Origin of the sequence: Gilliamella sp. B14448G11, assembly GCF_016101765.1 — a bacterium.
Lineage (GTDB): Bacteria > Pseudomonadota > Gammaproteobacteria > Enterobacterales > Orbaceae > Gilliamella > Gilliamella apicola_N.
This window is the reverse complement of record NZ_JACFPX010000016.1, coordinates 19,188-42,001: the sequence shown is the minus strand read 5'-3', so window position 1 is coordinate 42,001 and position 22,814 is coordinate 19,188. Positions and strand designations below refer to the sequence as shown.

The 22,814-nt window shown below is 35.5% G+C and carries 19 protein-coding genes and 2 pseudogenes; 6 read left to right on the top strand and 15 right to left on the bottom strand.

All coding sequences use genetic code 11. The annotated features are described in order from the left end of the window. The first annotated feature begins 270 nt into the window (after positions 1–270). Positions 271–1,452 (top strand): NAD(P)/FAD-dependent oxidoreductase, encoded by a 1,182-nt coding sequence (locus tag H3S88_RS10375; protein ID WP_198228672.1) that lies wholly within the window; start codon positions 271–273, stop codon positions 1,450–1,452. A 6-nt stretch (positions 1,453–1,458) separates the two neighbouring features. Here the strand turns inward: H3S88_RS10375 and H3S88_RS10370 are convergent, their stop codons facing one another. After that, positions 1,459–2,898, bottom strand: coding sequence for a sigma 54-interacting transcriptional regulator (locus H3S88_RS10370; protein WP_086326356.1), 1,440 nt, complete (start codon positions 2,896–2,898; stop codon positions 1,459–1,461). Positions 2,899–3,160: 262 nt separating this feature from the next. On the opposite strand from H3S88_RS10370, the gene lysA reads away from it, so the two are divergent. From lysA to H3S88_RS10350, 4 genes are read left to right on the top strand one after another with little or no spacing between them, the layout of a single operon-like run. Next, the gene (gene lysA, locus H3S88_RS10365; RefSeq protein WP_086326357.1) at positions 3,161–4,558 is read left to right on the top strand and encodes a diaminopimelate decarboxylase; all 1,398 of its coding nucleotides are present in this window, start codon (positions 3,161–3,163) and stop codon (positions 4,556–4,558) included. 53 nt (positions 4,559–4,611) lie between these two features. Then, positions 4,612–6,024 (top strand): APC family permease, encoded by a 1,413-nt coding sequence (locus tag H3S88_RS10360; protein WP_039126697.1) that lies wholly within the window; start codon positions 4,612–4,614, stop codon positions 6,022–6,024. Between the two features lie 18 nt (positions 6,025–6,042). Beyond that, positions 6,043–7,149 carry an alanine/ornithine racemase family PLP-dependent enzyme gene (locus H3S88_RS10355; RefSeq protein ID WP_039126693.1) on the top strand — a complete coding sequence of 369 codons (1,107 nt, stop codon included), beginning with the start codon at positions 6,043–6,045 and terminating at the stop codon, positions 7,147–7,149. A gap of 56 nt (positions 7,150–7,205) precedes the next feature. Then, a complete protein-coding gene (locus H3S88_RS10350; protein ID WP_198228670.1) occupies positions 7,206–8,600 on the top strand; it encodes an amino acid permease in 1,395 nt (464 codons plus the stop codon). A 119-nt stretch (positions 8,601–8,719) separates the two neighbouring features. Here the strand turns inward: H3S88_RS10350 and H3S88_RS10345 are convergent, their stop codons facing one another. The 14 genes and pseudogenes from H3S88_RS10345 to aas all read right to left on the bottom strand — a co-directional run bounded on the left by H3S88_RS10345 (position 8,720) and on the right by aas (position 21,583). Beyond that, positions 8,720–9,322, bottom strand: a complete 603-nt coding sequence (locus tag H3S88_RS10345) for a MarC family protein (RefSeq protein WP_039126690.1) — start codon at positions 9,320–9,322, stop codon at positions 8,720–8,722. A 156-nt stretch (positions 9,323–9,478) separates the two neighbouring features. After that, positions 9,479–9,829, bottom strand: coding sequence for a 50S ribosomal protein L19 (rplS, locus tag H3S88_RS10340; protein ID WP_025314641.1), 351 nt, complete (start codon positions 9,827–9,829; stop codon positions 9,479–9,481). Positions 9,830–9,860: 31 nt separating this feature from the next. Continuing rightward, positions 9,861–10,613 carry a tRNA (guanosine(37)-N1)-methyltransferase TrmD gene (gene trmD, locus H3S88_RS10335; protein ID WP_039126684.1) on the bottom strand — a complete coding sequence of 251 codons (753 nt, stop codon included), beginning with the start codon at positions 10,611–10,613 and terminating at the stop codon, positions 9,861–9,863. A gap of 16 nt (positions 10,614–10,629) precedes the next feature. After that, positions 10,630–11,160 carry a ribosome maturation factor RimM gene (rimM, locus tag H3S88_RS10330; RefSeq protein WP_039126681.1) on the bottom strand — a complete coding sequence of 177 codons (531 nt, stop codon included), beginning with the start codon at positions 11,158–11,160 and terminating at the stop codon, positions 10,630–10,632. Between the two features lie 23 nt (positions 11,161–11,183). Beyond that, positions 11,184–11,432, bottom strand: a complete 249-nt coding sequence (rpsP, locus tag H3S88_RS10325) for a 30S ribosomal protein S16 (RefSeq protein ID WP_039126678.1) — start codon at positions 11,430–11,432, stop codon at positions 11,184–11,186. 189 nt (positions 11,433–11,621) lie between these two features. Continuing rightward, the gene (locus H3S88_RS10320; RefSeq protein ID WP_039126675.1) at positions 11,622–11,999 is read right to left on the bottom strand and encodes a DUF956 family protein; all 378 of its coding nucleotides are present in this window, start codon (positions 11,997–11,999) and stop codon (positions 11,622–11,624) included. 166 nt (positions 12,000–12,165) lie between these two features. Beyond that, positions 12,166–13,077 carry a PTS system mannose/fructose/sorbose family transporter subunit IID gene (locus H3S88_RS10315; RefSeq protein WP_198228669.1) on the bottom strand — a complete coding sequence of 304 codons (912 nt, stop codon included), beginning with the start codon at positions 13,075–13,077 and terminating at the stop codon, positions 12,166–12,168. Between the two features lie 16 nt (positions 13,078–13,093). Next, on the bottom strand, positions 13,094–13,894 hold the full coding sequence (locus H3S88_RS10310) for a PTS mannose/fructose/sorbose transporter subunit IIC (RefSeq protein WP_144091268.1): 801 nt from the start codon (positions 13,892–13,894) through the stop codon (positions 13,094–13,096). Positions 13,895–13,917: 23 nt separating this feature from the next. Beyond that, a pseudogene (locus H3S88_RS13580) lies at positions 13,918–14,460 on the bottom strand (PTS system mannose/fructose/N-acetylgalactosamine-transporter subunit IIB); the annotation flags it as partial. 51 nt (positions 14,461–14,511) lie between these two features. Next, positions 14,512–14,892 (bottom strand): annotated as a pseudogene (locus tag H3S88_RS13575) (PTS sugar transporter subunit IIA); the annotation flags it as partial. Between the two features lie 502 nt (positions 14,893–15,394). Then, complete coding sequence (locus tag H3S88_RS10300; RefSeq protein ID WP_198228667.1) at positions 15,395–17,146, bottom strand: carboxylesterase family protein; 1,752 nt, start codon at positions 17,144–17,146, stop codon at positions 15,395–15,397. A 195-nt stretch (positions 17,147–17,341) separates the two neighbouring features. After that, entirely contained in the window at positions 17,342–18,253 is a 912-nt protein-coding gene (gene murQ, locus H3S88_RS10295) for an N-acetylmuramic acid 6-phosphate etherase (RefSeq protein ID WP_232352551.1), read from the bottom strand. Next, on the bottom strand, positions 18,240–19,427 hold the full coding sequence (lplT, locus tag H3S88_RS10290; RefSeq protein WP_198228666.1) for a lysophospholipid transporter LplT: 1,188 nt from the start codon (positions 19,425–19,427) through the stop codon (positions 18,240–18,242). Before lplT ends, murQ begins: the two co-directional genes overlap by 14 nt. Positions 19,428–19,441: 14 nt before the next feature. Then, complete coding sequence (gene aas, locus H3S88_RS10285; protein WP_198228665.1) at positions 19,442–21,583, bottom strand: bifunctional acyl-ACP--phospholipid O-acyltransferase/long-chain-fatty-acid--ACP ligase; 2,142 nt, start codon at positions 21,581–21,583, stop codon at positions 19,442–19,444. Between the two features lie 197 nt (positions 21,584–21,780). On the opposite strand from aas, the gene H3S88_RS10280 reads away from it, so the two are divergent. Next, a complete protein-coding gene (locus H3S88_RS10280; protein WP_198228664.1) occupies positions 21,781–22,755 on the top strand; it encodes a hypothetical protein in 975 nt (324 codons plus the stop codon). The last annotated feature ends 59 nt before the right edge of the window (positions 22,756–22,814 follow it).

The following is a 22,814-nucleotide window of genomic DNA, read 5'->3' as shown; positions in this document are numbered from 1 at the left end:
CTTATATCAAAGTTATTAATGAAGCTAATATCTGATTTTAATTATCTGTTTTTATTAAAATTAAATTTTTATTAGGATAAAATCTTGGTAAACGATCGTTTTTTTCATAATCAGAATTAATATTTGATCAAAAAAAGTTTGTAAAAAGGAAATTATGAGCATCAAAATAGACAATGTTTTCACAATTTTTTCAAGATTGAGGTAGTTAGAATCGCAAGATTTATACTGCTATAATACGTCATCTTTTTCTTTGAGTAATGTATATTAAATATGCAAACGAAAATTACAATTGTAGGTGCTGGAGCAGCAGGGCTGTTTTGTGCGGGATTATTAGGACAAAGAGGCTATGATGTCACTATAATTGATAATGGTAAAAAAATTGGCCGTAAAATATTAATGTCTGGTGGTGGTAAATGTAATTTTACTAATCTCACTGTTGAAGCAAGTAATTATATTTCTCAAAATCCGCATTTTTGTAAATCTGCTTTAAAACGATTCTCCCAATGGGATTTTATTCAATTAGTTAATGAATATAAGATTGCTTATCATGAAAAAGATCATGGTCAGTTATTTTGTGATAATTCAGCTCAAGATATTGTCGATATGCTTGCACAAGAGTGTCAAAAAGGACAAGTTAAATTTATGCTACAAACACAATTAGAAGAAGTTGAGTCTGTAGATAAAGGATTTAAGTTATATACTTCACAAGGTTGTATTGAAACTGAACAATTAATTGTGGCAACGGGCGGACAGTCGATGCCAGCACTTGGCATGACCTCTATCGGATACAAAATAGCTGAAAAATTAGCTATCCCTGTTGTACCAGTAAAAGCGGGACTGGTGCCATTTACGTTACATAAACCGTTGTTAGAAGTATTATCCACGTTATCAGGAATTGCTGTTCCGGTTGAAGTATCTAATGAACGAATCCGTTTTAAAGAAAACTTATTATTCACCCATCGTGGATTATCAGGACCCGCAATTTTACAAATTTCTAGTTATTGGCAAGCCGGGGAGCCAATCATTATTAACTTATTGCCAGATGGGTCATTTGAATCAACATTTAAACCATTACTTGAACAAAATCGCAATCAAACCCTAAAAAATTGTTTATCACAGATTTTACCTAAAAGGCTGATTGAGGCATTAATACAATTGAAATTGATAACTGACATAACGGTTAAGCAACTTAACCCGAAGCAGCAACAAGACCTTTATAATACATTGACTCAATGGTATATAACGCCAAATGGTACGGAAGGATATCGAACAGCTGAAGTGACATTAGGAGGAGTCAGTACCGATGCGTTATCTTCAAAAACGATGGCGGTTAAATCACATCCGAATCTCTATTTTATTGGTGAAGTTGTTGATGTAGCTGGTTGGTTAGGCGGTTATAATTTTCAATGGGCCTGGAGCAGTGCATTTGCCTGCGCACAAGCCTTTGATTAACAGAGACTAGTTATCTATTACTCCCATTTGAATATGGTATTTTTTTACCTTATATTGTAATGTAGTCCGTGAAATATTTAATAATTTTGCAGCAGCAATAATTTTACCGTTTGCTTGATTTAATGCATCAATAATAAGTTGTTTTTCATAATTTTCAACTTGTTCGGTTAAGTTGTTATTGCTTGCAACTATGCTTGTACTTGGTTTTTCAAATTTAGTTTCAGATTGATTTTCTGGGTAAGGGCTGTGAATGTCAAATAGTTCGTCGTCAAGGATAATTTGTTGCAATTCTCCCGGTTCATTTTGTAAGACTATACTACGTACGATTGCATTTTCAAGCATTCTTACATTTCCCGGCCAAGGAGCAGACATGAGTTGTTGTAATGCGTGTTCACTAATACCTGTTATCACAACATTTACATCTGTTTTATGTTTATCAATAAAGTATCGAGCTAATACAGGAATATCTTCTTTCCTTTCCCGAAGTGCTGGGAGTTTAATTAATCCTACATTTAATCGATAAAATAGGTCACTTCGCATTTTCCCCGTTTTTAATAACTCTGCTGGCGATTCATTCATGGCGGCAACAATTCTTACATCGGCATGTTGCTCTTTATTGCCACCTAATGGCCAGTAAGTCTTTTCTTGTAAAAATCTAAGTAATTTGCTTTGCATATCAAGTGGCATAGCATTAAGTTCGTCAAGAAATAGTGTGCCCCCATTAGCCAGTTCTAAATAGCCAGGATGATTTTCAGCACCAGTAAATGCACCTTTGACTGTCCCAAATAAGGTACTTTCAATCAATGTGGTTGGTAAAGCACTACAATTTAACGAAATAAACGCGTGATTACGGCGGTGACTCGTTTGATGTATCAAATGAGCAAAAAGCTCTTTACCCGTTCCAGTTTCACCAACAATTAAAACTGGAACATCATTCGCCCCTAAAATATTTGTTTGATCAATAACCTTTTGCATTTTCTGCGATACAAAAACAATTTCAGGTAATGGTTGGTCTTTGTTTTGGTATAACTTACTATTAAGTTTGAATACTTGATCTTGTAATTGTCTAACAGTTGATAAATTTCGTCCTATTTCGATCGCACCAATAATATCTTTATGTTTATTATAAAGCGGTACGGTGGTATGCATATAATCAACAAGTTTACCTACATGATTATAGTAGCTTTGATAATTATCCTGATATTCCTTACCTTGTTGTAAAGCTTGTAACATGGTACTATCTTCTTTTCTTAAATTAGGATAAACTTTAAGCATTGGTTTACCAATGGCTTGTTCCATAGGATAACCATCAAGTTCTGCACTTTCCCGATTATAATAAATGTATTTACCTTCTTTATCGATAATAGCCATTGGCTGATGGATTAAATCAAAAAAATGTTTGAATATTTCTAATGATTGTAATAATTCAGGATCGATTGTCATGATATTAGTACCTTTTTAATTTAGCTTATTAGCTAAGTTTAGCTTACGTTAATTTAAATACCTTTCAACCATTAATAAATTTGTGACAAATTTTTGTCATAAAAACATGTTTTAAACAATATGACCAATATTGTTTTTGTAATTATTTTTATAATAAATTGATTTTTAATGATTTATAAGTTGGCATGCTGATTGCATTGCAAGTGAAAAGCCATTTTGCTTGTTTTCTTATGTACTTTTTATGTACTAATTAACTGGAGGTCTTATGTCCGACAAAATTATGTCAAATTATAACAAATTACGCTCAGATCTTATAACCAAAGATCGTCGTTTCAGTGCTCAAAACGGTAAATTATGTTTTGATGGCGTAAATTTAGAAGAATTAGCAAAGAAATATCCAACACCTTTTTACGTATTTTCTGAAAAAGAAATTGACCGTAATATTCAAGAAATCAAAGATTCGTTTAAAGCTCATCCAAATACTAAGATTTTCTATGCGTCAAAAACATGTTCTGTAATGGGTGTGCTAAAAGCAATTAAAGATGCAGGTATTTATGCTGAAGCAAATTCAATGTTTGAAGTGCGTAAATGTCTAGAGATCGGTTTTCCAGGTAGTCAAATCGTTTTCAATGGCGTGGTTAAAAAACCGGTTGATTTAGAATTTGCTATTCAAAATGATCTTTATATTATCAATGTTGATAGCTTATATGAACTCGATATCATTGATGAAATTTCACGTCGATTGAAGAAAGTAGCGAATGTTTGTGTGCGAGTTGAACCAAATGTACCATCAGCAACTCATGCGGAACTTGTTACGGCATATCATGCTAAATCAGGTATTGACTTAGAACAAGCGGAAGAAACCTGTCGTCGTATTCTTGAAATGCCTTATGTACATTTACGTGGTTTACATATGCACGTAGGGGATCAAGTACCAGAATCAGAACCATTTGCTAAAGCAACGAAAGTATTAGTCGATGAGTCACGCCGTTTAGAAGAAGTCCTTGGTATTAAATTGGATTTAATTAACGTTGGTGGCGGTATTCCAGTTCCATATAAATATGACGAAGAAAATGGTAATCCATTACAGGATAATATGTATGCTGGTATTACTGCACAAGATTTTGCTGATGCAGTGATTAGAGAAGTACATAAATGGCGTACCGATGTTGAAATCTGTATTGAACCAGGTCGTAAAGTAACAGGATCTGCTGCTGTATTATTAACCGAAGTTGCTTGTGAGAAACGTAAAACAAATTACGATTTAGACGGTAACATTGAAGAACATGTTGAGTGGAAATTTGTTGACGCAGGTTATAGCGTGTTATCTGATAGTCAGCATTTTGATTGGTTCTTCTATGTGTATGATGCGTCAAGAATTACCGAAGAGCATGATCAATACATTAAACTTGCTGGACCTTTATGTGATGGTGGTGACTATTTCCATGTAGGTGTAAAAGGTGAAGAGTTCTTATTACCAAAAGACACTCAAGTTGGGGATATCATTGCATTCCTTGATGCAGGAGCTTATACCATCGAAAGTCAAACAGTATATAACAATCGACCGCGTACTGCCGTTGTTATGATTGATAAAAAAGGTAAAGATCGATTGATTCGCCGTGAGGACACTTACGAGGATATGGTTGGATACGACGTGTATTAATCATGAGTTATCTGGGGCACTTCTCGCCCCAGATATTATAATGTGAGGTTATTATGAGTGATTCTAAAGATTCAAGTTTACTTGGTATTAAAGACATTGTATTTATGAATGTCATAGCCATACTAAGTTTACGTCAAATTCCTAATGTTGCTCCTTACGGAGCGTCAGCAATGGTGCTTTGGCTTCTTGCTGCATTTTGTTTGTTTTTCCCTTTAGCGATGGTTTGTGGTGAACTTTCTACTGGTTGGCCAAAAGATGGGGGGATTTTTGTTTGGGTAAAAGAGGCGTTTGGTAAACGAGTTGGCTGGATAGTGGTCGTTTGTTTCTTATTCTCATGCGTTCTATTCTTCCCATTAATGTTACAATTTGGATTTACTGCAATTGGTTACATGTTTAGTGCCGAGTTAGCCCAAAATCAGGTGTTTATTGGTGTTGGTTCCATGGTGGTATTTTGGATTTTAACATTAATGAATATCAAAGGTATGAAATGGACTAAAATCATAAACAGTGTTAGTGCATGGTTAGGGGTATTTATTCCTGCTGCTATCATTGTATTATTAGCAATTGTCTGGTTGATGACAGGTCACCCAATGGCAACTGACTATAGTCATGTTAGTGATTGGATTCCAGATTTAAGTAGCTGGGATACAATTGTCTTTTTATCAAGCATGATGTTTGCTTTTGCTGGACTTGAAGTTGCACCAATGATTGCTGGTCGTACTCGTGATCCACAACGTGACTTCCCTAAAGCGATGGCTGTATCTGCAATTGTTATCGTTGGTATCTATATGATTGGTACTTGGGCAATTAATACCTTATTACCTGCTGCCGATACTGATATTGTTGCCGGTGTAATGCAAGCAATGGAGGCTGCTGCTAAAGAGCTACATATGCCTTGGTTATTACCAGTAATGGCAATCTGTTTATTCTTTGGTGCATTAGGTCAAATTAACTCATGGTTAGTTGGTCCTATCTATATGTTACAAGAAGCATCTAAAGAAGATAATTTGCTTGGTGAACGCATTGGTCGTTTACATCCTGTGTATCAAACACCAGCATTTGCTTTAGTTATCCAAGCAATCATTGTGACCGTACTTTGTTTCTCAACGTTCGTATCACCAAGTATTGCTGCTGCCTATTGGATGTTAACCGCATTAACAACCATTTGTTACTTTATTCCTTATTTAGTGATGTTTATTGCGTACTATCGCTTACGTATTACTCAACCAGATGTACCACGTAGCTTTAAGATCCCTGGTAAAGTATTACCAATTGTTTTACCTGGTTTAGGCTTCTTATCTACGCTATTTGCGGTGATCTTAGTGTTTATTCCACCAGCACAAATCGATATGGGTGGTTATGTTGAGTATATCGCGAAAATTGTTGGTGGTGCAGTGCTTGCAATTGTGTTAGCTGAATGGATATATCATCGCGCACAAAAACGTAATCGCTTGCAACAGCAATAAGATATAGAGGAGTAAATTATGTACAAACCTGTATTGGAAATTGATTTAGGAAAATTAAAGGACAATGCACGTGTTGAAAAAGAGTTACTTGCTAAACACGGCATTGAAGTAATGGCAGTTAATAAAGTGTTTGATGGTTGTGTTGAAACTGCAAAAGCAGTTCTAGATGGCGGTATTGATGTTATTGCTGAATCAAGAACCTATAATTTGAAAAAATTAAAAGATGCTTTAGGGTGTAAAACCTGCCTGTTACGTAGTCCTTGTTTAAGCGAAATTAGTGAAGTAGTTAAATATGCAGATATTAGCTTAAACAGTGAAAAAACGGTGATTCAAGCACTTTCAGACGAAGCCGTCAAGCAACAAAAGGTTCACCAAGTTTTATTAATGGTTGATATGGGTGATTTACGCGAAGGTATTTGGTTTGAACATATTGATGAAATTATTGATACGGTCAAACTCATTTTATCTTTACCGGGTGTTGAGCTTTATGGGCTTGGCACCAATTTTAACTGTTACGGTACTGTGCTACCGACAGTTAAAAATGGAGTAGACTTTTTAGAAATTGCGCGTAAAGTAGAAAAAGCTTGCAATATTAAAATACAATATTTATCAGCCGGTAATTGTACTAGTTATCATTTATTAGATAAGGGTATCTGGCCTGAAGGACTAAATCACATCCGGATTGGTGGTTTACATGAGTTTGGTATTGAGTATGTAGATATGAAATATCTTGATGAATTTCATCACTCAAATAAACCTGTAGAAAAAGCTTGTAGTGATATGTATAAATTATATGCACAAATTATTGAGCTTAATAGTAAACCAACCGTTCCAGTTGGTGAGTTAGGGGTAGATGCTTTTCTAAATAGTAAAACGTTTGTCGATCATGGCGTACGTAAACGAGCGCTGCTTGCTTTTGGACGTCAAGATGTACCGGCTGAAAGCTGTGTGCCGATCGATGATAACATTACTGTACTTGGTCAAACCAGTGATCATACATTAGTCGATATTGAAGATGTGACTCAAACTCTTAAAGTCGGTGATATGATTGGATTTGAGCTTGATTACACTGCCTTGCTAATGGCTTGTCAAACTAGTGGTGTAGAAAAACGGTTTATCTATTAATTTGTGTTAACTGCTGGGTAACCAGCAGTTTTTATCAATGATTAGGCGGTTTATACATGGCAACATCAGCATCACAACAAAGCCAAAATCCCAGTAATTTAAAAAAGAATCTTAAAAATCGTCATCTGCTAATGATTTCGTTAGGGGGATCGATTGGTACCGGTTTATTTATTGGTATCGCTGCACCATTAACAACGGTAGGGCCATTGGGGACTATCATCGCTTATTTAATGGCTGGTAGCATAATGTTAGCAACAATGTTATGTTTAGGTGAGCTTTCTTGTGCATTTCCACATGCTGGCTCTTTTCAACATTATGCATTAATGTTTATTCCAAATCCGATTTGGAGTTATACCATTGGTTGGTTATATTGGCTTAGTTGGGTTCTGTCTATGGCAGCAGATTTAACAGCCGCTTCTATGATTGCCCACCAATTTTTTCCTGCTATTCCTATTTATCTTTTTAGCTTATTGATTTTAGTTGTTATAACCTCAGTTCATCTAACTTCTGTGCGTGCTTTTGGTGAAAGTGAGTATTGGTTTTCAACCATTAAAGTGCTGGCAATTATAGCCTTTATTGGTATTGGCATTTATCTTCTGTATCAGCAATATACTCAAACTCATATATTACCTACTTTTAAGACAGAACATGGCTGGTTTCCTAACGGTTTTTTATCGATTTTTGTATGTATGACCATTGTGACGTATTCGTTTCAAGGCGTTGAATTAATTGGTAGTGCAGCAGGTGAAGCTGAGTCACCCCAAACAGTATTACCTAAAATTATTACAGGTGTCGCATTTAGAATTATTCTGTTCTATGTATTAGCCATTGCGGTTTTAGCATTAGTTTATCCATATGGAACCGTACATGATGAAATTAGCCCTTTTGTTTGGGTATTTAATAAAGCGGGTATTACTTTTGCTTCTTACATGATGTTGTTTGTTATTTTTTGTGCTGCGATATCGGCGGCCAACTCAGCTATTTATGCCAGTTCACGTATGTTATGGTCAATGGCACAGGATAATTTAGCGCCTAAATATTTTTCAGATGTCAATAAACGAGGAGTCCCCACTAAAGGCATCTTATTCATTGCAATTATTGCTTTAGTTTCATTATTTTCTAAATATATTGCTGCTGAAAAGCTCTATCTCTATTTAGTTGCAGGTACAGGACAAGTAGGTTGTTTTGCGTGGATTATTATCGCTTGGTGTCAGTATCAATTTCGTAAAGGCGTTAATAGTGGTAAGTATCCTAAAGAGATGATTAAATTTAAATCACCATTATTTCCATGGTTAGCAGCGATTTCAATTATGGTTAATATTGTGATTATTGTTGGTGTATGGTTTGGTGAGTCGGGTCATTTTATTTTATTGTCAGAAGTTGTCTTAATTATCATTATTCTAGCTTCTTATTACTACAATAAAAAACGCAATTTAATTCTCAATAACTAAGATTATTTATATTCAATTAATGGATAAATACTCATAAATTAATCTTAAATAAGGTATCAAATTCAATTGTTACGCTATTTTACATAATAACGTAACAAAAATTTGTCAATAAAGGTTGGCTATTTTAGAAAAGCCGATATGCCAGTGAAAACTACTTGTGCAGCAATTGCCGATATTAGTAGTCCAGTTAGTTTTGATAAAATAGCAATACCGGTATTTTTTAATACTTTTGCAATACTTTTTGCACATAAAAGCATGGCATAAATGCCCGAAGAAGCAATAAACAATGAAACTGCACCAACCATATTGGCAGCAAAACCCACTGAACTTGTTCCCATAACAATAATTGTACCGATAGAAGCAGGACCCATGCAAAGAGGAATTGCAAGCGGTACAACACTAATATCCTCATCACTACTAATTTTATTTTTATCTGGAGAGTCATTCATCAGTGCTACTGCAGTGATAAACAGTAACGCGCCAGAACCGATACGGAATGCATCTAGGGTAAAACCGAAAACACTAAACATAGTATTACCAAAAAAGAACAACACAATGCCAATAATGAACACCGCACACGATGTTTTAAGTGCAATTTTTCGACGCTGTGGTTCATCATTTTGTTTAGTACCACTTAAGAATGCACTTAGCACTGCTGGTGGTGTCATTAATGCGAATAACTTGGTTGTAGTGGCAAGAATCGCAACAAGATAGTTATCCATAATGTTACCTTTATTTGATCTAGATATTGCTTGAATTTTGTCAACGATTGTTGGCGGGAATGAACTTTTACTACATACATAAAAACGGTCACCATAAAGGTGACCATATTTAATTGGATATATTTAATCAGTTTATTAAATATTAACCAATTTGAATTAGTTAAGGCGTTCTTTGATACGCGCTGCTTTACCACGAAGTTCGCGTAAGTAGTAAAGTTTAGCTTGACGTACTTGACCACGACGTTTCACAGTAATTGAATCAACAATTGGTGAGTGAGTTTGGAATACTCGTTCAACACCTTCGCCATTCGAAATTTTACGTACTGTAAATGCAGAATGTAAACCACGATTACGAATTGCTACAACTACACCTTCATAAGCTTGAAGACGTTTTTTGTTACCTTCAACAACCCATACTTTTACTTCAACCGTATCACCCGGACGAAAAGACGGGATGTCTTTTTTCATTTGTTCTTGTTCTAATTGCTGAATAATTGCATTTTTCATAATTTTGTCTCTTACTAGTTATACTGAAATATTAATGGCTCTGTTCATCACGATATTCACGTTGGAATTCAGTAAGTAAACATTGCTCTTCATCAGTCAGAGCTAGATTTTCAAGAAGATCTTCTCTTCTCAACCAAGTTCGTCCTAGGGATTGTTTTAATCGCCAGCGACGAATCGCTTCATGGTGACCAGACATTAATACGTCAGGCACCGCCATTCCATCTAACACCTCAGGTCGAGTATAGTGTGGACAATCAAGTAACCCGTTAGCAAAAGAGTCTTCTTCTGCTGATGATTCATGATTTAATACGCCAGGAATAAACCTTGCTAATGCATCAATCATCGTCATCGCCGGTAATTCACCGCCACTCAACACGTAATCCCCAATTGACCATTCTTCATCAATTTCAGTTTGGATAACGCGTTCATCTATACCTTCGTATCGACCACAAATCAAAATCAATTTTTGATATTGTGATAACTCGCAAACACCTTGTTGGTTTAATTTGCGCCCTTGTGGGGAAAGATAGATTACTTTTGTATCGTTACCTGCTACTGTTTTTGCTGCATGAATTGCATCGCGTAGTGGTTGTACCATCATTAACATGCCGGGACCACCGCCATAAGGCCTATCATCGACAGTCTTATGTTTATCATGCGCAAAATCGCGCGGGTTCCAATATTCTACTGTTAACAGTCCGTTTTTTACGGCTCGACCAGTCACACCATAACAGGTAATTGCTTGGAACATTTCGGGAAAAAGGCTAATAACGCCAATCCACATATTCTTACCTTACCAATTAAAAAGCGGGATCCCAATCGACCACAATTGTTTTTGCTGTTAAATCAACTTGTTTTATAAATTGATCATCAACAAACGGAATTAAACGTTCTGTTGCTCCAAATGCATCTTTTAGATTTGCTTTTACCACCAATACATCATTCGAGCCAGTTTCCATTAAGTCAGTAACCTGACCCAAATCATAACCGTTAACTGTTTTTACTCGACAGCCAATCAAATCTTTCCAATAAAAATCTCCATTGTTAAGTTCTGGAAATTTTTCAGCATCAACATACACTTCAAAATTAGTTAATGCATTGGCCTGATCACGATCATCAACGCCTTTGAGTTTTACAATCATATCCTGATTATGGGGTTTGAAGCTTTCTACGATTACCTCTTGCCATTTGCCAGCGCGCTGGATATACCAAGGTGTGTAATCGAAAATGCTATCTGAAAATTCTGTAAACGAAAAAATCCTGAGCCAACCACGAATGCCATAGCTAGAACCAAGTTTACCTACAACGATTAGATTCTCAGTATTCATCATTACAGTTACTATTTATTACTCAATTAAGCAGCTTTTCGTGCTTGTTTGATCAATGCATTCACACGATCAGAAACTGTTGCACCTAAACCTACCCAATGATTTACGCGATCAAGATCTAAACGTAATTCTTCTGCTTTACCTTGTGCAATTGGATTAAAAAAGCCAACGCGCTCAATAAAACGACCATCACGTGGGTTACGGCTATCAGTGACAACTACTTGATAAAAAGGGCGCTTTTTAGAGCCACCACGAGCTAAACGAATAGTTACCATAACATCCTCTTAAATTAAAAAATAATCTTTCTTTTGCCCAACATGGACAAAATCAAAGCCCCGAAATTATACTCTTTCTAGAAAAAAGTGCAATGTCTGTTTGTTGAAGCTAGGCGTGATATTGCTTGCTTTGAATTTATTTAGTCATAAATGGATAAAAATAATACTGACGATGTTTTATTTTCTGGTCTATTGTGTTTTCTTTTTTTTACGAATAAAAGCCCGTTTTAAAACATCAAAAAAACCTAATGACCTTACCATTTTTTGTCCCTCAATATAAACACGAATTGCTTTTAATGTTTTTTTGGGATCTTCAGAGGCAAAGGTGAAAGTACCGTCTTTTTTTGTTTGGATTGAATAACGAGGAATCCATCTGCCACCAAATAATACGGATGCAATAACATAATCTACTTCATCCCAAGGAATTTGGATATATTTACGAGGGTCGCGCCGATGATAAAATTCAAATGCTTTATCACCAATCATTATATTGCCATATTCAGATAAACCAGTAAAAGCGGTTGCTTTCACGGTCAAATCAATTTTTGTGTTCAATGATTGAACCATCTATTACCTATCCATAACTAAGGTTGAATTGATAACACTATCCTTTTCATACACACCGTGTTTTCGTCACATTGTGTGATGAAAAGGATAATGACTGTTTAACAGAAAGCATAATTTTATACTGAAACGTTATGCTTTCCTGAAACATTTTTACAAAAATAGTAGTTTATAAAAGACCAATCAAATGACCAGCGATACCTACTAAAAATAATCCAACAATGATAATGATTGGTGATACTTTTTTACGTAATAACCACATACAGAAGAATGTTAAGAGTAACGGAACAAGGCCAGGTATCAATTGATCTAAGTTATTTTGTAATGTGGTGACTTTTTCTTGAGTAAGAGATAATCCACTTTGCATTTGTTGTAATGCTTGTTGGATACCTTGAGCCCCCGCAGGTAGTGAATTCCAGTCAATAAATGCACCATTGTCTAGTTTGACTGTTGATACAATGGGCTGGAATTTTATTGATACCCACCTTTGTACTAAAGCAGCAAGTACAAACATCCCTAGTATAGATGCACCTTTAGTAATTTTTTGTAGTAAACCGCCTGATAGGTTATCTGTAATTTTCGATCCAGTACGATAACCAAATTCTTGGGTGTACCACATAAAGCCCCAACGAATAATATTCCATAATACAAAGAATAAAATAGGACCCATAATATTACCACTAAGCGCTAATGAAGCACCAAGAGCACCAAGCATTGGTCGTACCGTAAACCAAAACACTGGATCACCAACCCCAGCTAAAGGTCCCATCATCCCAACTTTTACCCCTTGAATGGCAACATCATCAACAGCGGCACCGTTGGCGCGCTCTTCTTCTAAAGCAAGCGTTACACCTAAAACAGGTGATGCTAAATATGGATGCGTATTAAAAAACTCTAAATGACGTTTTAGCGCTGCTGAGCGGTCTTCTTTCGTGGTATATAATTTTTTGATAGCAGGGATCATAGAATAAACCCAACCACCATTTTGCATACGTTCATAGTTCCAAGAACCTTGAAGGAAAGTTGAACGCCAAGCAACAGCTAAACGATCTTTTTTGCTTAATTGAATTCTATCTGTCATTTTCTTCTCCAAGTTCTTAGTAATCATTCAAAATATCATCAAGCGGATCACCTTTACTACCGCCATTTGATGAATTGCCGCGTTCTGAAAGATTGAGATATATCAGTGCTAATGCAATTCCTAACGCACCAAGGGCAATTAATGTTAATTGTGATATAGCGGCAACCACGAAGCCAATAATGAAAAATGGCCATACTTCACGGTTTGCCATCATGTTTATTACCATTGCATAACCAACTGCAACAACCATACCACCACCAATAGCCATACCGGTTGTTAACCATTCAGGCATTGCATTTAAGGCTTCTCTTACCGTTTCTGCAGGAATGAAAAGTAACGCAGCTGCTGGAATGGCAATACGTAGACCTTGCAAGCAGATACCTAAAATTTGCAACCATTCGATTTTACGAATATTACCTTCTTCTGCTGCGGCATCCATCATATGAACTAATGGAACGGCGATAGTTCGCACAATCATAGTTAAAAATAATCCAGCAACCGCAAGTGGAATAGCTACTGCAATAGCTGTTGATACGCCTGCAACGCCTTGACCACCTAAAACTAAAATAATCGATGATGCAACGGCGGCGAGTGCGGCATCAGGTGCTACGGCTGCCCCAATATTTGCCCAACCTAAAGCAATCATTTGTAACGATCCACCTAATACTACACCCGCGTCTAAATTGCCAGTCACAAGTCCAATTAATGAACATGCAACAAGTGGCTGGTGAAATTGAAATTGATCTAAAATACCTTCCATACCGGCTAGAAAGGCAATAGCTATCACTAATATGATAGCAACAATTGATAATGTCATAATATATAACCCCTTAAATAAAACTAATTTTTTTGTTCAGCTAATTCTTCTTTCGCTTTTTTCAATAAATCATCCATATTACTATTGGAATCATTTGGTACTTTGCGAACATCAAATTTAACGTTTTTGGCTTTCAATTTTTCAAATGCATCAACATCATCAGCATTCATTGAAAGTACTTTGTTAACCATGACTTTACCAACAGAATGTGCCATTGAGCCAATATTAAGAACATCAATATCGACACCACCTTCTATCGCGCGTAAAACATCTTGAGGGTTTTCAAATAAGAGCAAGGCTTTAGTATTGCCAAATCGAGGGTCGCGCGATACTTCAATAATTTTTTTAATTGGTACAACGTTTGCTTTAACTCCAGGAGGTGCGGCTTCTTGAATAAGTTTTTTTCTTAATTCATCTTTAGCGACGGAATCAGAAACCACAATTATACGATTAGGATTGGTTGATTTAGTCCAAGCAGTTGCGACTTGTCCATGTAATAATCGTGAATCAACTCGCGCTAATACAATTTTCATTTTGCCATCACCAAGTACCGTTCCTTCTGGAATTGTGTTAGATACTTGGGTTACAGGTGCATTTTGATTTGGTGCATCAACAGTTGCTTTGACCCCTTCTCTTGCTGGTTCAATAATTGCAGCAGCAATTTCTTTGGCGGTCTCCATTGAAAAACGTGAAGAGTAAGCTTCAATAAGCATTGGAAGATTTAAACCTGCAACGATCGCCCAATTACTGTGTTCGCCACACAAATTATTAGCCTGATTAAAAGGTGTGCCGCCCCATAAATCTACTAAAAATAATACTTCATCTTGATTGTCAAATGTTGCGATTGCTTCCTGCATTCGTTCTTTTAAACTTTCTGGACTGTCACTAGGATGCAAGGTAATGGCTTTAACATTTTCTTGCTCTCCAAAGATCATCGATCCTGATTGTAGAATACCTTCAGCAAACTCCCCATGAGTAGCTAGGATAATTCCTACCATATGATTTCCTCCGGATTTTTATATTATTGAATAATATAAATGTGTTATAAAATTACTCTAAAAAATTATTACTAATTCAGTTATTTGCTACAATAAAAAAATGTCACTCTTTTACCACGCAAAAAAAGCAAAGGTTTTTTAGTGTAAATCTGACTGCATATTTATTCCATCAAAGAATATATTTATTATATTATAAATTTTATTATTAAATCATTGCATTTGTTAAAAGTTGTGACATAGATAATAGATTATGTTATTAAAAAACATCTCGTTATAATCGAAAAAAATCACAATAGTCAAAAATAAATAATTTATTTTTTCCCTAAAATTAAGAATTTCTTGATGTTTGGATAATTGCTATAATTTTTTTGAAAAAATATTTAGATTATTGGTTACTCAATTTTATTTTATCGATTTGTAAACTTTTTTATGATCTTTATTAGGCACAATATATGGTTATCAAATGATAATACAGAATATATTGTGCATAAGATTACTTAACTTATTTAATCCATAATGATTTATTTTTATACCTTTGATCAAGTTCAGCACTAAACCAGCGACCGTTTAAAACTTCAGAAATGATGATATTTTTCGTTTCTTGATTAATTGATTGATCAACATCCATTTCATTAAGTACATCACTGTAGGTAAACTTTTTGCCTCCCATATACGCAATGGCTTTTACTTTATCTGCGTTCATGTATAAATAGGCATTATTTGCCTTACTATGGTCAGCGGTCCAATTATTCCAATAAACCAAATTAGTTCCATTAGGATCACCTGAATGAATAAAATTATTAAGGTATTTTTTGAATGTCATACTTAATTGTTTGGCGCCTTGAGTTTTGTACGCATTACCAATGAAACCATCATAATTTTGTGAATTAGCATCCAATAATGGTAAGAAAACTCCATGAAAAGCACCAAATAATGCCATTTGGGAACCAACACTATTGGTGTCTTGACCAAATTCTATTTCTACCCCATAAATTTTGGCTTTATAAAAGGGAGCCATTTTCTGCGCAGAATCTGCTACATTAAATAGGTCATATAAACGCCCCCCATATTTATTGGTAAAATTAAATTCTTTAAGTTTCTTGCCTGTTGGTAAACCATTGTTGAAAGCATCACTAAAATAAGAGGATGTTTGGGCGAATAATGAAAATTCGCCGGTGCCAGTTAACATGATCAATGGCACAGAATTATATTCATGAGTATTAAAACCGTCTTTAGGAATGACATATCCATCATTGTATAAATGTGGAAATACGCTCATTCTTATTCCAGCATTTCCCATAAGTGATACTAGTCGTTGTGAAGATAAACTATAAAGATAATTTCTTACATCAGAGTGATTAGTTAATAGCCAATTATAAGCTTCTTCTTGGGTTGGTTTTATTTTATCTTCAACAACAAGAGGAGCGATAGCCTTAGCAAATACTTTTATGCTATCTTGTTTATCCGCAATAGTCATGCCACCACTAAAAGATATTGCCTTTTGGAATTTGTCTTTGAAAATAGGTGAGATTAACATTGCCATTACATCTCGCCCACCCGCAGAAAAACCAGATACGGTTATATTATTAGCGTCTCCACCAAAATTAGTTATATTATCTTTTATCCAATCTAAGGATTTTGCAATATCAAGTAGAGCATAATTTCCAGAATCTTCAAGTTTATCTCCAGTTTGTAAGGCTGGAAGTGGATTGAATCCCAATGGTCCTAAACGATAATTAATTGAGACAAAAATACCGTCAATGTCATTTACCATGGTATTTCCTGTCATTTCCTCCGCTCTACCATTTTGATTATTTCCGCCGTGAATATAAACCAGTACTGGTAAATTATTCGATTTATTATTAGGTCGATATATATTGAGATTTAGACTGTCATCTGAGCCAATAACTTTATTTTCTTTAATTTGAAATGCGACTTTGCTGGCTTGGGTTGCATCTAATACGCCTTCCCACGGTTCAGGATCAATGGATTTTTTCCATCGGAGTTGACCAGTTGGTGATTTGGCATAAGGTATACCCGTCCAAACAATAACGTTATTTATTTTATCAAATTGACCTTTTACCATACCATATTGGGTTTGAACCAAAGTGGCATCAGCAATTTGGTTGATATTGGCTTGATGATTATCAACGTTATGTAAATTATTTTGATTACTCGCAAATGTTGGGAGGGATAGAGTTAATAGACTAATTAAGACCGTGGCAATATTAAGTTTTAGTAATGATTTTTTCATAGATTTTCCTTTTATAAAATAAAACTTAAATAAAATTTGAATTAGTTTTTCAAAAAATCCATCAATTAATGAATATAGTTACATTTGAAATTAGAGCAAAATTATTGTTTTTATAAATGGTTATTTCAAATGCTGTGAATGAAAAATTAGACTTGAGTCACAAATTGGGTATACCAATTTGTGTTATTTAGCAATTTATGCAGGGTGGTTATTTATTGCTTTGCGAATAGAATCATTATTTTGTAACAATATTTTTTTTGCTTGTAACTCATCAATATCCGCAAGAATCATTAATATTGCTGTTTTACAATGTTTATTGCATTTATTTAATGCAGCTATTGCTGTTTCACGACTGCAATCGGTAGCTTGCATAACGATTGATATTTGTCGTTCAATGAGCTTGGCATTCGTTGCTTCAACATCAACCATTAAATTGCCGTAAACTTTGCCAATTTTGATCATGCTTGCGGTAGTTAGCATATTGAGTACTAACTTTTGTGCAGTGCCAGCTTTCATTCTTGATGAACCCGTGATCACTTCGGCTCCAACAATTGGGGTAATAGCGATGTCTGCTAATTTAATCATTGGTGCCTTAGGATTACAACATAAACTAATAACTGTTGCTCCCAGTGATTTAGCATATTGCATACCACCTATTACATAAGGTGTGCGCCCACTAGCTGCAATACCGACTAAAATATCGTTAGTGCCAAAATCAATATTGGCTAAATCATTGATAGCTTGATTAGGATTATCTTCAGCGTTTTCAACTGCTTTAAAAATAGCTGGTGTTCCGCCAGCTATTAAGCCGATGACCTGCTGCGGTGGTGAGCCATAAGTAGGTGGGCACTCACTGGCATCTAAAATACCCAATCGACCAGAGGTACCGGCACCAAGATAAATTAATCGACCTTGTTTTAAAAAAGCTTGGCTGATAGCATCAACTGCTTGAGCTATATTACAAAGTTCCTTTTCAACAGCTAACGCCACTTGTTTATCTTCATTATTGATAATGTTAAGTATCTCTAATGTTGAACAGTTATCAATATGTTCGCTATTAGGATTGCGACTTTCGGTTATCATCTCTGAAAGATTAATTTTTTGCATGTTTTTTTAATCCTAACCATAACAATAAAATTACAACAGCAAATAAACTGCCAAAACCAACACCGATTGCTATAACAGGTAAATCCATAGCAACAGCTAAAGTGTAAAGTCCTAACATTACCATCATAGCAGTGTATTCACTTAAGTTTTGTACCGAAATCACACTGCCCGCACCAACTAAATCTTTACCTATTTTTTGAATAAAAGCATTTAAAGGTACTAAAAAGAAGCCACCTAAAGCCCCAATGACAACTAACAAAATATAAGATGAAATAATATTACCTTGTAATGTAAAAGCAATTACCATAATTCCCATCATAATTCCTGCTGGAATACAACGTAATGTGTTATTTATTGAGATAAATGTACTAGCCAGTCCAGCACCAATTACAATACCAATAGCAACAATAGCATTAAGGTTGGTTGGTGTGGCATTATCGTGAATATCTAAAACGACAGGAACCCAACTGATCAACAGAAAACGTAAAGTAATACCTGCGCCCCAAAATAAACTTGTGCCTAATAATGTAAACAGTACTTGCCTGTTGGTAAATATTATTTTAACCGTATTGGCAAAATCTTTGACCATACTTAAAAATTGCCATTGAATATTTTGTCTTGCAGCAGGTAATTTAGGAATAAAAATGTTAGCAATTACAGCAAGTCCATACATAAATACACACGCAAATAACGCCGCAGTTACATTAAGATCGGCAATATGTCCGCCTGCTAATGACCCAAGCAGAATAGCAGCAATCGTTGATGCTTCAATTAATCCATTAGCTTTTACTAAATTATCACCACTGGTAAGTTCTCCCAAAATTCCATATTTTGCTGGAGAATATGCTGCAGCACCAATACCAACTAAAAAATAGCCTACAAATGGACTTAAGTTTAAACAGATACAACCGGCACCTAATAATTTTATACCGTTTGAAATCATCATAACTTTTCCTTTGGACATGCTATCAGCAAATTGACCGACAAAAGGGGAAAGTATAATAAAAGGCACAACAAAACCAATCTGTAATGCTGACTGGCTCCATTCTGGATAATGTAAATTTTTTATGAATGCCAATATGGCAAAGAAGATTGCATTATCAGCAAAAGCTGAAAAAAACTGCGCTAGCATGGTCGCAACCATGCCTTTGCTTAATAGTGACAGTTGTTTCATATGATATCCTTAAGTTATTGGTCAGCCATTTTTCTCAAGGTAATAAAATCAATTTTACCTGTACCAAGAAGTGGTAACTCTTTAACAACACGAATATCACGCGGTATAGCTAATGCTGGAATGCCCAGTTCTTGAGCTGCTTGATTAAGTTGTTCGCGATTTAACTCAGACGATGTAGTAAATAATACAATTGCTTCCCCTTTTGCTGCATCACTTTTTACTGTTGCACCGTGCATAGCTTCAGAATCGACTTTTTTAGCAAGAGCTTCAACACTTTCTAATGAAACCATTTCACCAGCAATTTTAGCAAATCGTTTTAACCGTCCTTTGATTGTTAAAAAACCTTGCTTATCAATAGAAACAATGTCGCCGGTATCATACCAACCTTTTTCGGGTTGACCTTGTTCATTGGTTGCGATTGGTTCTTCCAATTTACCTGGGTTTTCTACTCGTAAGTACCCTTTCATAACATTAGGTCCCTTAACGAGTAATTCTCCACCATCAGAAATACCTGGAATTGGAATTAATTTTGAGGTCATACCCGGTAATAATCGACCTACCGTGCCAGCTTTAAATGCCATTGGAACATTCAGTGACACAACCGGTCCGCATTCTGTAACACCATAACCCTCTAGAATACGAATACCATATTTATCTTTCCATTGCTCACGTACTGCGTCAGATAGTTTTTCCGCACCAGCGACCACATAACGTAGGCGCATGAAATCATAAGGGTGGGCATAACGAGCATAATTGGCTAAGAAAGTAGGTGTACCAAATAAAACGGTACAGTTTTGGTCATAAATTATTTCAGGCACCATACGATAATGTAAAGGATTTGGATATAAGAAAGTACGGCTACCGGAAAATATTGGTAAAAATAGCCCAGCGGTGATACCAAAAGCGTGGAATAGCGGTAATGCAGACATAAAGCGGTCAGCGGGTGTTGGGTCAATAACGGTTCGAATTTGCTCGACATTGGCAAGTAAGCTAGCATGGCTATGCACAACACCTTTAGGATTACCTTCAGAACCGGATGTAAATAATACCAACGCCTCGTCATCACTGGTTTGAGCTTGTTTAACTAAACGTGGTATAAACTGGTGAACGGCAATGTAAAGTTTGTCAGTAAATGTTAAACTACTGCGTAAATCTTCTAAGAAACACCATTTAACATCTTTGATTTCTTCAAGTAAATAGTCGAGTTTTCCTTTTTGAATAAATTTACGTGAAGTGATAATGGTTTTGATTTCAGCAGCTGTAATTGCGCAGGTTAAACCTTTTGTTCCTGCGGTATAGTTGAGCATTGCTGGAATGCGGTTTTTAACCGATAAACCAAAAATAGTAGCAACGGTAATCGTTGCATTAGGTAGTAGAACTCCAACACGTTCTTTTTTCTGAGTAAATTTAGAAAGAATGCAGCTAATACCAATAATTTGTTTAATTAAATTGCGATAAGTTGCTTCATTAGTTGTGGGATCTTGTACCATCCGTGATTTTACGCCGTAGCGTACTTGAGCTTCAAGCAGTGCTTCAAAAAGGGTTAATTTAGGACGACTTCCCATGCGAGCATTCATCATTATTTGGTGAAGTTTTTCACCGGCAATATAGCGTCTTTCACTAGCTTTAGGTGCATCCGGCATAGGAATGGATGTTGGCTCAAGCACATGAATCGTTATTTTAGGGAATAAGTGACGTTTAAATAATCCTTTCAAGCGACTGGTTATGGTAAACTCAGCGCCTTCAATCCAGACAGGTACAATGGTTGCTTGTGATCGAGCTGCGACAAAAGCAGCGCCATCATAAACTTTCATTAAGGAACCTGTTACTGTAATTCTTCCTTCTGGAAAAATAACAATTGGACGACCTTTTTCAATTTCACGAACTAAACGTTTAATGGCCATAGGACTAATTGGATCCATTGGCACAAAATCTACATAATGTTTGGCTAGGCATACTAACCAATGGTTGATATAACCTGCGTAGATAGCAAAAACAGGTCTTACTGGTAAAAAAACGCCGATTAGAATACCATCAAGAAAAGAAACGTGATTCGGTGTGATAAGCAATCTGTCTTGTTTTAAATTGTTAAGATTCCCATGAACTTTTACATGGAATAACATCTTTAAAAAAAATTTTAATATTTTAAATAACATCTGATTTCTCAAGTATCGTGTAAAATTACACCATGTAATAATAGTGAAAATAATTAAAATATACAAGAAATGTAAAAACTAAAAAATAAATAAAATAAAACAAATTGTTATATGTTAAGATAACGTTGCTTGATTTTAAAAATAGATTATAGATACTAAAAAGGTAAATAAATAGAAAAGATCAATAAGGAATCAAAATGCTAATTTTAACAGCTAAAGATATTGAAAAATTCTACACCATGCCAGAGGCAATAGCTGCAGATAAACAAGCCTTAAAAATTTATACTCAAGGAAATAGTGATGTGCCATTACGTATCAATTTCGATATGCAAAAAGGACAATGCTTGTTTATGCCTGCTCATATAAAAGGTAACGATATTGTAGGAATTAAAATAGTTTCGGTATTTCCAGATAATCCTAAATTAGGCAAACCATCTGTACCGGCTCAAGTCATGATGATAGACCCACAAACAGGTGAAGTTTGCGCCATTTTGGATGGTACTTTTGTCACTCAACTTAGAACAGGCGCAGTGCAAGGTGCTGCAACTGATCTTTTAGCTCGTAAAGATTCTAAGCGAGCCGTGTTGATAGGCACAGGTGGGCAAGCGGCTTCACAATTAGAGGCTATGTTAACCGTTCGTCCATTAACCGATGTGGCAATCTTTGGGCTGGATGCTAATAAAGGTAAGCAATTTACCGAGTTAATGAAGAAACGATTTGAACGTTTTTCTGCTAATCTGTATTTTTCTGAAAATTTTGATGAAGATATTCATCAAGCGGATATCATTACCTCTGTCACTACATCAAAAGAAGTGACTTTTAATGGTGATCTAGTTAAGCCTGGAACTCATATCAATGGAGTAGGGGCATATATGCCAGAGATGCACGAGATCCCAAGTAATATTGTAGAAAAATCCGATATTCGAGTGCTTGATACGAAAGACGGTGTATTTGCCGAAGCGGGTGATATCATTGATCCTATTGAACAAAAACTCATATCAAAAGATGATTTTTTAGAATTAGGTGATTTAGTTTTAAATCCACAGCTTTGCCGCCAAAATGAGCAGCAAATTACTTTATTTAAAACAGTTGGAACAGCAGTACTTGATGTTTATGTTGGTTATGATATTTACCTTAAAGCAAAAGAAAAAGGTATTGGCATAAATATCTAATAAAGTAACAACCTGAAATTTGTAAAAAAGTTTCAGGTTAACTATACGTTTAAGTAAAA